Annotated in this window: 5 protein-coding genes and 3 pseudogenes; 6 read left to right on the top strand and 2 right to left on the bottom strand. The window is 52.0% G+C overall.

Annotated features, from left to right (window positions below; translation table 11 throughout):
- Together AC007G_RS25230 and AC007G_RS25225 are read right to left on the bottom strand one after the other, a co-directional pair.
- Window positions 1-5,485 (bottom strand): DUF4011 domain-containing protein (locus AC007G_RS25230; protein WP_479466712.1); only part of this gene is annotated, 5,485 nt, incomplete at its 3' end.
- Window positions 5,486-6,092: 607 nt separating this feature from the next.
- A pseudogene (locus tag AC007G_RS25225) lies at window positions 6,093-7,088 on the bottom strand (IS110 family RNA-guided transposase).
- Window positions 7,089-7,553: 465 nt separating this feature from the next.
- Here AC007G_RS25225 and AC007G_RS25220 point away from each other — a divergent pair.
- The 6 genes and pseudogenes from AC007G_RS25220 to AC007G_RS25195 all read left to right on the top strand — a co-directional run.
- A pseudogene (locus tag AC007G_RS25220) lies at window positions 7,554-7,742 on the top strand (DUF2913 family protein); the annotation flags it as partial.
- Between the two features lie 412 nt (window positions 7,743-8,154).
- Window positions 8,155-8,256 (top strand): annotated as a pseudogene (locus AC007G_RS25215) (integrase); the annotation flags it as partial.
- Between the two features lie 284 nt (window positions 8,257-8,540).
- The gene (locus AC007G_RS25210; RefSeq protein ID WP_004118840.1) at window positions 8,541-9,668 is read left to right on the top strand and encodes a transporter substrate-binding protein; all 1,128 of its coding nucleotides are present in this window, start codon (window positions 8,541-8,543) and stop codon (window positions 9,666-9,668) included.
- Complete coding sequence (locus AC007G_RS25205) at window positions 9,665-10,258, top strand: ANTAR domain-containing response regulator (RefSeq protein ID WP_004118229.1); 594 nt, start codon at window positions 9,665-9,667, stop codon at window positions 10,256-10,258. The genes AC007G_RS25210 and AC007G_RS25205 overlap by 4 nt, the downstream gene beginning before the upstream one ends.
- Window positions 10,255-11,103: an ABC transporter permease gene (locus tag AC007G_RS25200; RefSeq protein WP_004118228.1), complete on the top strand. Its 849-nt coding sequence runs from the start codon at window positions 10,255-10,257 to the stop codon at window positions 11,101-11,103. The genes AC007G_RS25205 and AC007G_RS25200 overlap by 4 nt, the downstream gene beginning before the upstream one ends.
- On the top strand, window positions 11,103-12,023 hold the full coding sequence (locus AC007G_RS25195; protein ID WP_032693992.1) for an ABC transporter permease: 921 nt from the start codon (window positions 11,103-11,105) through the stop codon (window positions 12,021-12,023). The genes AC007G_RS25200 and AC007G_RS25195 overlap by 1 nt, the downstream gene beginning before the upstream one ends.
- Window position 12,024: the final 1 nt, after the last annotated feature.

Raw genomic sequence — 12,024 nt, 5'->3', positions numbered from 1 at the left:
TCTCATCATATTCAGCGATATAGAATTGTTCTGCATCTGTCCTGTCGTGCCATTCCTGAAGATCGTTAACGACATACTTACCGGCATGCGCTGGCTTGTTGTTATTCTGAGAAGCTGTAGATGCATACTTCAACTCAGTGCCACCATCATCTTCGCTTACTTCGGCGGGAGGCGTGATGATAGGGTTTACTGACGTGGATATTTCTTCATCATTAGCGACAGGTGTAATTTCAGATACCAGTATGTCTTCACTGGCATCATTGGTTACGTGACCGATGACTGGCGTAATCTGCTTTTGTTTTTCTGCTTCAGCAATCAGTGCGGCTTCCGCTGCTCTGGATTCCTCCAGCAGGCGATTTATTGCTGTATCCAGCCTGTCGAGTGCACCTTCTTTATCAATCCACCATTCAGTTGACCAGAGGCGCAGTAATTTCCAGCCCAGGCCCTGTAGGATAGCGCTGCGGACTTTATCGCGATCGCGTGCTGTTGCTGCGCTATGGTAAGTGGCACCGTCACATTCAACACCGACAAGATAGTCGCCAGGCTTATCCGGATGAACGATCCCCAAATCAATACGGAAACGGGATACGCCAATTTGCGGGACAACATGCCAGCCTTTTCTCCTCAGACCATTTGCTACTGCCTCTTCAAACGGTGAGTCATAACCGCCTACAGACCCACGTACTGCCTGAGAAAGAGCTTCAGGGCCGCGCTGGGCAAACTCAATAAAGTGTTTGAGGTCAGCAACCGCGCGGGCGCTGGTCCGATTAAGGTCGATGAAGGAAGGATCGAACGAGCTGAAGACCATCATTTCCTGTCGCGCACGTGTGACGGCAACATTCAGCCGGCGCCAGCCTCCCTCGCGATTAAGCGGGCCAAAATTCATCGACATTGTATTTGCGCCCGGCTCAGTCGGGCCGTACCCGATGCTAATTATGATCAAATCGCGTTCATCCCCCTGAACCGTTTCGAGGTTTTTAACCACAACAGGTTCTTCCAGTTCAGACTGGAAGAAGGGTTCAATTTCAGGGTGATGCTGTCTGGCACGGTCCAGCAGATCGCTGACTAGCTTTTGCTGTTCAGTATTCAGCGTGATAATGCCTATCGATCTGCCTGATGCAACGAACTCTTTATCAGTCAGTCGCTTCACCGTTTCAGCGACGATCGCTTCTGCCTCGACCTGATTATGACGTCCTTTCCCTTTAGAGTAGACGCCTGTAACCTTGCACCACTGGACAGCACTTTGCTTTGTTTCGGAAGCGGGGAACGTAATCAGGTTGCTGTCATAGTAGCGATGGTTGGAGAAGGTAATCAGGCTTTCATGACGGCTCCGGTAATGCCAGCTCAGGCTGTGGTTATACAGGCCGGCAGCAAGACACTCATCCAGAATGCTTTCCATATCTTCTTCAGTATCATCGTCCGTGTCATTAGCTGCACGATTAAAAAAGCTGGTTGGCGGCATCTGGCGGGGATCACCGGCGATTACCACCTGTTTGCCACGCGCCATGGTGCCGATAGCATCCCACGGGGCAATCTGTGATGCCTCATCGAAAATCACCAGATCAAACAAGGCTTGGTCGGAGGGCAGGAACTGGGCGACTGAAAGCGGACTCATCAGCATGCAGGGGGCAAGTTTGGCCATGGCATCGCCCATTTCGGCTGCCATCTGGCGTACCGGTTTATGACGACGGGATTTCTGTAGTTCATGTTTAAGCAGTGCAAAACCACTCTGCTTGCTGACCTCATTTTTTGCAGGAATGACGCCACATAAACGAGCACGGATATAGCGTACTGTCAGTTTGGCCAGACGATCGGTTTGAGCACGGTAAGCCTCAATATCACTCATGTGCTCAGCCGGCACAAAATTGTGCAGCAGCGGCTCTGAATCGATCATCCACGATGCAAACCAGCGGCAATAGGCAGTTTCAAAAATCTCTGCAGCGCTTATTTCTCCTGAGTTAAGATGGATCAGCGCGTTGATCACTGGCTGCAGGCCATGTGAAATCGCTTCCTCACGTACACGGCTCCAGTCACTCCAGGCTTTAAGAGCAGACTGATGTTGCAGGATATTGAGTGCGCAGTCACGCAGTGCCGGGAGCGATGGTTTGTCCTCAGCTGGTTTTATCAGATTGCAGAAGCTAACCTGTGCATCATTGAAATTGGCGATTGCTGTGCGCAGTTTCCGAGTCAGGGCGGAGATAACACCCTGCGAACCGAGAAGGTCATTGGCATCAATAATCAGATTTTTTACAGCAGTGCGGATCTCGACCAACTGCTGTGGCGAAGAAGCAAAACCACCAAGCGAATTGCGGATAGATTCTGCAAGTTCCAGGGTGGTCTGCAACTGTGCAACGTTGGTATCCAGCCCAGCCCATCCCGGCAGGGATAAAGTGACAGAGTTAAGCTCGGTCAGACGTTGCAGCAATGTCTGCAGAGTTTCAGCAATGGGGAGATCAACGGATAAGTCGGGAGCTGACGTTAGCGAGTATTGTCGGATAACTTCACCAATGACTTTCTTGCGGGCACTGGTCGCAAAGAACCAGAATTTTTTGTCAGCGACGTCAAGTACGTTTCTGATCTGCGGAGCATTAACGTACTGCCAGCTGTTACCAGGGTAGGTAACTGACAGATTAGCCTTTGTCACTTCAATCTCTTTCAGGAGGTGAACGGCTTTATTCGCTGACTCTATACGGCTTGTGGCATCCGGTGCGAACATGAAATTCAGATCAATGCCGTAAGCTTCCGTCAATAATTCACAGAATGAAGTTAGTTGCGACAGTCTCTCGGGCTCAGTAGAGTCCAGAGTAACTCCCGTCGCCTTCAGTAATTCCTCGGTGGCGTTTTCAAGGTGATCGATGATTGCAGGCAATGAATTTGCTGCAGCAATGAGAGAAGACTGCCACCCATTGGTCCAGTCAGCCTGCGTGATGAGGTCAAAATGATCGCCGTGCTGTTTCCAGGTATCACGGTTCAGCTCCAGACGTTTTACTATCTCTCTGAACTGAGTCATCTCTGAAGAAGAATGCAAAGTCGATGCAGGCCAGCTAAAGTGCGGCGTGGCGCTACTTGCATCCCTGATAACCGTGCCCATTGCCTGATGGAGCGTTAAGCCATTTGGCCAGCGCAGATGGAGCAAACGGACAACCTCATTGAGTTTGTCTCGCAGGTGCTGCACCTTGGCCGCTTCTTCCTTCCACTCCGAGGTAGTCAGTAGATCACGCGCATCCCATGCCCGCTCTAGCTGTTTCAGAAAATCCATCTTGGACGTTTTGCTCGAGTGCAGTTCCAGACAAAATTCACCGAGTCCCTGAGCCTCAAGCCTGCGATAGACCACATCCAGTGCCGCTTTCTTCTCAGCAACAAAAAGTACGCGCCTTCCCAGCGCAAGATTATGCGCGATCATATTGGCTATGGTTTGCGACTTACCGGTACCGGGGGGGCCATCCAGAACAAAATCCCTCCCTTTTGCAGAGGCTACAACGGCGGCGATTTGCGAGGAATCTGCAGGCAGCGGTAGGAAAAGATCCTGCGTATTGACGTTGTCATCGAGTTCCTCAACGTTGATGACTTCTCCGCTCTTATCCAGAACGGCATTGTCCTGGCCGCGTTCGATGAGATACTTTACCAGCGCACTTTGCATCAACTGAGGTGCCCGATCGATTAGATCTTTCCACATCAGATATTTGGCAAAAGAGAATGTGCCAATCACGACATCACGGGTGACTTCGAAACCGGGTATGTCGCGCACAGCACGCCGTACCATATTCCAGATGCCATCCACATCAACACCACTTTCATCGGTGGGCAGATCGCCATCGAGGCCGTTAATTGTCAGAGCAAAGTCATTATGTAGCAGTTCAAGCAGAGTAAGGTTGAAGCGGGGCTCTTCTTCCAGCAAACGCATGGACACGCCCGAAAGTACACTTTTACGGTCAAGCTGAATCGGCAGTAGTATCAGTGGAGCTGAGTAACTTTTGGGATCATCAGCGGATTTTTTCCATTTAAGGAAGCCCACAGCGAGGAAAAGAGTGTTGGCACCACCTTCCTCCAAATCACTTTTCGATTTTCGATAGAGGTCGATTAGGGATGACTCGAGGCGGTATTTTTCCATTGCGGAGACGACTTCACCGCGTTCCAGCGCAATCTGGGCGTATTCTTCCCGCAGGTTCTCGTTTGTGAGCTGCTGATAAAGTTCGGCATCGCGGCCTCCACTCTCTAGATCAGGGAGCGGGACAATGCGAATGCGTTTGCCTTCAGCTAGCTTATCTTCAAGATGGCAAGGATTCGCACAGATCAAACGAATGCCTTTAGCGCTTTCAGGCAGGTGTAACAGGCGGTTACGGGTGGTTAAGTCCAGAAGTTTTCGTTGCCATTGTACAAGCCGGCCCCCAGCTTCTTTTTCGCCAGCTGTTTCAATATCAATGTCAACATCAGGGAGAGAGGGAGCGTCCTCAAACCCATGAGAAATAACCTCCTCAGCATCAGGCTGTCCTTCAAGGCGAGTGACACCCAGAGCCAGTGGCCGAATTTTCTGCATCCGCGCGCGACGCGAATCAATGGCTGCGTGAAAAACATCCTCGTTAAGATACTTTAACGCTTCATCAGATGCCTGAGTAAATGAAGGCGGGTGGGCTCTGGTCGCGAGAGTTGTCTCAAATACGACCATTTCTTTTAGGTCGACACGTTTGCGCACCGCAGAGACGTCTTCTGTCACTAGCTGCGAAAATTCCTGTGGTTGTAACCAGACGCCAGCAAACGCATGACCTTCACTGAGCATTAGCAGTGAATTCAAACCAATCTGTTCCAGTGCTGAAGCAAATAATAAGGTTGTATCCAGACAGGTCGCGACTTTTCCTTCCAGAATGATGCCTGGTGTGCGAATTTTCTGGCCATTCCGTTCAAAGCTGGCTGGGGGAAGGGCATAACTGATATTGAGGTTGCAGACAGCAGTCCAGAGAGCTGAGGTAATTTCCCAGACACGAGTTCTCGACTTGCTTTCATAACCATCAAGAGCGTCATTCTTGCCTGCACGGCGAAGGACATCAGAGGCTGCCTTGAGTACACGATCTACCGCCGGATCATTAGGAATGATAAATGAAGGGAGCAATTCAATCATTGCGCTGCCGCCCCATTCATTTTTCGCAAGTGCCTCAAGCGAATAATGAGTAATGAAGATTTCTTCCTCACCCTGGCACAAACTTATGGTGACTTCGCAGAGTACGCTTTCGGTCAGTTCGGCGAGCCATTTGGCATTAAGTTTGACATCCCGATCCCTGATATCCAGTGAAGTACCGGGAAGCAGGCGGTCGATATTCCATTTTTTATCTTCGAGCACGGCTGGCGCGGTCCGCAGATGCAGCGTCAGATCCTGAAATGTCTCTTCGGACTCATTATGCAAGATGAGCTCACGTAACAGCGGAACTGCATTCTGGTGTGATGTGAACCCCAGCTTGTGCGCGATACTCACCTGCGCTTTTATACCCATGAAACTAGTTCTCCTTAAGAGGAAATCACTCAAATATGCACAGTAGTGCTGACGACAGGAGACGCATTGAACAGGCAGAAAGCATCAGCAATTTGATTGCTCTGGCGGCGAGTATCAGAACAGGCGCGCAAGTACAGAAAGCATCATTCGCGGATTAGGTTGGGGGCGAAAGGTAGTGATTGTAAAAATCAATGCACGCTTCCTCTACCGTCAAGAGGTCGTCCCTAAGAATCATCTTAGTATTTTGCTAACATTAAAGTATAACGCGAACTTGATCTATAGATTAGGTCAGCCCAGTAATCTGAGGTGGGATAGCAATTTCAGAAAGATTTATGTTTTTGATAAATATATTTTTTTCTTTCATCCCTCGATTCACTTGTAACGATGAACAACAAAAAAAACAAGAAAAGATGATGTTCGATATAATATTTTGAAAAATTCCTGGATAACAATTGAATATATCTCTTGACCTGTTCCCTGTTGTTGAACAAGGCACTATTTTAATCATACCTTTGTCAAACTGTGAACTTCCGCTATTCGCTCATAACGGACTGCGCTCACTTATTGCAGTGAGCGTTACCTTGTGTTTAATGCCAGCCTGGTATAGTCAGGTTGACAGTACCGGTTTCAGGTCTTCGTCATTAAAAACGGTTCCGGTCTTCAGGACGCCATAACATCAGTGCACCAGTTTCCGCATCAGCGCGCCAATGGCCACCATTTTAGGTTTACCCCGCAGGCACATCTCATCGTAAATATTACGCATTCGCTTATTGTAGATTTTTCCGCACAGGGCGGACATGTAAAGCTTCGCTCTCAACTGAGGGGGGCCGATTTTCGACATCCGCGGCCGGCGCCGGACCGATGTGCCTGAGCGTTTCTCGATCGGCACCACGCCCAGAAAGGCGGCAGCCTGCTCAGCCGATACAAAGTTATGGCTGCGAAGCACGATCAGCATATGCATCCCCAGCTGGGGACCAACCGATTTAATTGAGGCCAGCAGTGTATAATCACGCCTCAGTGCAGGGCTGGCTTTGATATGTGCTTTTATCTGCCGCTCGATATTACTTATCTCCTCGCGCAGAAGCTGCGCCATACGCCTGCAGGAACTGATAATATCTGCAGGTGTGTCTGTCGACAGGTATTTTTCCAGTCTGTTCTCCTCACGCAGGGCATCACCCAGCAGAACATCCCGCCGTCGCAGGAGTGCACCGAGATATCTGATTTCGGGTGCCGGCGGCTCCCAGCGGTGTGGCTTCTTAAGGAATGCGTAACAGGCCAGCATATACGCATCCACCTTATCCGTTTTTGTCATGATTCCCATGCCACGCGCAAACTCCCGACTACGGTGAGGGTTGGCCAGAGAAACCCGGAAACCGGCATCATGTAATTCAGTGGCCAGCTGTTCGTGATAAACACCGGTAGCTTCCATTACCACATGAACATCTTCCGGACTGCAATGTTGAAGCCTGAGCCAGCGAAGAATATTTTCAACTGAATGTCTGTTATTCTGGATGTTACGGGTTTTTATGCGTCCTTTGATACCGTCATAAAGCATGCAAAGATCCAGGGTGTTTTTACTTACGTCAATGCCGACTGGAAACATGGTCAAACTCCTCTCACATAAACCGTCACGCCTGTTCGCCTTGTACATACGGAGTCGAGCTCCCGGTAACCGTTCAACCTGATGTGCTGGCGTGAAAGGTGAAGCGGAGGGCCATGTGCTGCAAATCAAGGTTCAGCGGTGCCGACTTTTCTGACCTTAAGGGAAGGGGGCGGCTCACTCTGCTTCAGTGGTGGTAGCTAATCACCACAAACTGTTAGATACAAGGGAGGGGGTCGGTGAGGCAGAACCTGTCAACACAGTAGCCGGCTGCGCCGGGCAACGGCGCCACTCACTATCAGAGTTGTACTCAACTGCTGCTGGCGCCTCCATGCCGCAAAGCGGCATTCAGAGAACTTGCTCGTCAGTCCAGGCTGTGTATTCAATTCAGGGTGAACGGTTCCGAATCCTTTCTGCTTCCGGTTAAGATACATTCAGGTTCTCGAAAAATAAGGGAAAACGTTCGTAGTGAATCTGAAGGAAAAATCGGCCCATCTGGCGTGGTGCGAGCTGGTTGCGCTGGCATTAGGTAGGAAGAACGGCGATATAGTGTCGCCAGTACAGTAAAATCTCTTTCTCACCAGGTGGCTGGCGACGGCGCTGAAGCAACGTCGCTTTTCGTGTGATATTACCCCCGACATCGAGTGGCTTCTGAAACTGCTGTGTCTCATTGAACGTGAGCCTGCACTGATTAATACATTGCGCGGTATTCTCGCTTGAACAAAACCAGCCCCTTCGCGCTGACGGGCCTGGTTTTGTTCTTCGGTGTACAGTACACCGTCTGACGACGGATTGCCTCCCTTTACCTCGGTGCATAGCCCTCTTCCGCCAGTGTTTTCATATGAATGGACTAGGAAATAAATTATGCTGACTCATTATTTCTGGCCATAAAGGTTCTGGCAGTGCCATCTTTCGGGTCAACAAAGGTAATATCTTCAGGATCACGACGAGGGCTGGCCAATGACAGAAATATTAGGGGTTCTTCAAGAAGGGTTGGTAATGCATGGACAACATTACGCTCGAAAAAAAGCACGTGGCCGGGGGCAAATTCGGCTTCGTCACGAGGATCTTCCATCCAGAGCGTCCCCATGAATCCCTGAATAACCTGACGCCGGAGGATCACCTGCTGATGGCTGAAAAACCGGAACTCTCAAAAAGTGCGTGGAACTAAAACAGGTGTGCATTACTCCACCTCATGTTGAAGAGACCAGACTGCATCAGAAAATTGCACCATAACTGAGCAAGCCGCATCCCATTGGTGCAAAAGTGTCTCCAAAAATAAATAATCCATTGATTTAACTGTGCTTTATAAATGGCATGAATTTTTCATGTCGGGTATATGCAAGCAGGGGCAACCCTTAAGCCTTGAATCCATTAAATATCGACAGGTAATGAAGCCTGATTGTCCTAATAAGGACAATCAGGCTTTTTTATTAATGCAGAGAGCAAACATACGTGCAAACTATTGATATTGGAATTTTGCTTTCCACAGAAGGTACCTACAGCCACCTGGCGAACAGCACACTGCTTGGTGCGCGCCATGCCTTAGAGGAAATCAATGCCGATCCTGCTTATCCTTTTCAGCTGCGGGCCCGACATATCAACCCTGCGGGTGAACTCGCAGCCTACAGTGAAGCGGTGAGCACCTTTATCGCTCACGGCATCCGCCATATCTTCGGAACCATTACCTCTGCCAGTCGGAAGGAGATTATCCCGGACCTGGAGCAGCATAACCTGCTGCTGTGGTATGGCTGTCCTTACGAGGGGTTCGAGAGCTGCGAGCAGGTCGTATATCTGGGCGGTTGTCCGAACCAGACTCTGCTGCCACTCCTGCGGCTGGCGCTGGATATGTTCGGAAATCGCTCCTGGCTGATCGGCTCTAACTACGTCTGGGGCTGGGAAAGCAATCGTATCGCCCGTGAGGTAGTGGAAGGTTCCGGCGGTACGGTGGTGGGCGAAAAATATCTGCACCTGAGAAACAGCAACGTGACCGAGTTGATTGAGGCGATTCTCAGCACAGAGGTAGATTTTGTGCTCAATAACCTGGTAGGCGAAACCTCTTATGCGTTTCTGCGCGCACTGGACGAGGCCTGTCTTCGCGATCGGCGGACGTTAGCGGTGCTCAGCTGTAATTTTACCGAAGCCGAAGTCGCCGAAGTCGCGCCACTAAGGGCGGTACGTTTGCTTTCCTGCGGACCGTTTTTTGAGAGCGTCGATCTCGATTTTTGCGCGCGGCAGCACCTGCAACATGGCGCACAGCGCATCTCCCACTACTATATCGGCGGCTGGCGGGCAGTAAGGCTGTTTGCCAATAGCCTGCGCGAGGCCGGAAACAGCGAGCCGGGTGCGGTGCTGGCGGCACTGCATCGTCAGCACGACGTTGATTCTCCGGGCGCTCGCTCAGTAATGGCTCGAAACAACCACGCCTGTTTGCCCTGCTACATCGCTGAGTTGCAACAAACTTGCTTTCAGATACTGCATCGCGAACCGCTGCCGGTTATGCCCGATCCCTATCTCTCCGCGACGGAGCTACGTGAAAGCCGAACGGTTGCAGCCAGACCTGCTCTGAGGATTGTTAAATGAAAACGCTGCTGTCCCCGGATTTAGATGCTCAGCCGCTCCTGCTGGTAGACTGTGAAGCAAGGAGTCGCGAAGCGCTGGAAAAAAACCTGACGCGGATGGGTATCCGCTGGCATCACCTGACCGGAGATGAGGCTTTACCTCCTCTCACCCCCTGTGCAGTACTGGTGGAACTGGAGGCATTCGCCAGCCCGCTAACCCTGAGCCAGATCAATCTGGCGGGAATACCGGTGATCGCGCTGACCTCACATGAGGGACTTTACCAGGTACAGCGCGCGCTGGAGTTAGGGGCAACAGCGCTCCTTACCAAGCCTATTACACAGCGAGCCATCTATACCACCCTGATGATGGCAGTGGGGCTGCGTCAGCAGTTGCATGACATTCAACAGCAACAGATGCTACTGCGCCAGCGTCTGGCAGCAATGCCGCAGATTACCCAAGCTCTGGCGGCCCAGATGCAAGCGGAAAGTATTGATGAACAACAGGCATGGGTTCGCCTGCGCTCGGAATCAATGTGTACGAACCAGTCGGTGGCACAGGTGGCGCAGAAGTGGCTGCTACGAATGTCGTCCGGCAAGCGGGGAGCACAATGAATAGAGTCGGATATTTTCTGCGCCGGCCAGCCCTGCTGCTCTCGCTGCTGTTTATTCTCCTGGTGGTGATGAGCGCGCTGTTTGCCCCCTGGCTCACCCCCTTCGATCCCGATGAACAGTTTGTCGAGGGACTGAGCCTGGAAGGCGCACCGCTTTCTCCCAACAGCACTTACTGGCTGGGAACCGATCTGCTGGGACGCGATCTCTTCTCGCGTTTAATTTACGGAGCTCGTACTTCGTTACTCATCGGTGTTGTCGCCAACGGCACTGCAGTACTGATCGGCGTCCTGGTAGGGCTTAGCGCAGGTTATCTGCAGGGGCGTATCGGAGGGCTGCTGATGCGCTTTACCGATCTGATGATGGCGTTTCCCGCACTGCTGCTGGCGATTGCCCTGGCGGCGATTTTCCAGCCAAGTGTCTGGATCGTGTCCCTGGTGATCGCCATGGTGAACTGGGTGCAGATCGCCAGGGTTATCTACGCCGAAACTAGCGCGCTTAGCGCCCGCGACTTTATCGCCGTGGAACGCACCCTGGGGGCCGGAACGTTGCGTATTCTCGGCGTGCATTTAATTCCACATCTGGCGCCAACGGTGCTGGTCTGGGCCACACTAGGCATCTCCACCACAGTCCTGCTGGAAGCTACTCTATCGTTCCTCGGGGTGGGGGTACAGCCGCCAACGCCGAGTTGGGGCAACATCATCTTTGAAAGCCAGAGCTATTTTACTTCGGCTCCCTGGCTGGTGTTCTTTCCCGGCGCGGCGATTGTGCTGCTGTCGCTCTCTTTCAATATCGCTGGTGACGCCCTGCGCGACGCCCTCGATCCCGGCTTAAAAGGACGAAACTAATGCTATTTCTGGGAAAACGTCTGTTGCATGCCGGGCTGATCCTGCTTGGCGTTACGTTGATCTGCTATTTGCTGCTGTTTATGTTGCCCGCCGATCCAGCGCGCCAAATCGCCGGGCGCAGTGCCACGCCGGAAGTAGTCGAAAACATCCGCCATCAGTTGGGGTTGGATCTGCCGTTTTATCAGCAATATTGGCGTTATCTGCAGGGGCTGCTGCACGGCGATCTGGGACGCTCGTTTATTCAGCGCAGCGAAGTGAGTGAACTGGTTTCCGCCCGTATCGGGCCGTCACTGCAGCTGATGGCGGCGGGTATTCTCTGCGAGTTGGTACTGGGGATCGCCTTCGGCACCCTGGCGGCGTTAAAACGCGGCGGGCTGGCGGACCGGCTTCTGATGGCGCTCTCCTTTATCGGTGTTTCGGCGCCGCAGTTCATCGCCGCGATGCTTTTTCTCTATCTTTTCGCCGTGGTACTCAACTGGTTCCCGATGGGAGGCTATGGCGGCTTCAGCCATCTGGCGCTACCGGCGCTAACCCTCGGCCTGCTCGGCAGCGGCTGGTATTCACGCATGTTGCGCTCGTCGATGATTGAGGTGCTGCATCAGGATTTTATCCGTACCGCGCGGGCCAAAGGGCTGGGCCGAACCCGCGTACTGCTGCGTCACGTGCTGCCGAATGCCGTGCTGCCGCTAATTCCGATGATAGGCATTGATATCGGCATTTTTATGGGCGGACTGGTGGTAGTCGAATCGGTCTTTGGCTGGCCGGGTATCGGTCAGCTGGCCTGGCAGGCGATTCAACAGGTGGATATCCCGGTAATTGTCGGGGTAACCACCGTGTCAGCGGTTGCCATTGTTGGCGGCAACCTTATTGCGGATCTGGTGCTGCCGTGGGTCGATCCGCGCATTGATGTCAAAAAGTAGC

This window comes from Klebsiella sp. CSG-1 (assembly GCF_056521145.1).
Note: the sequence above shows the minus strand (reverse complement) of the source record. Positions and strands in the feature narration are given on the sequence as shown.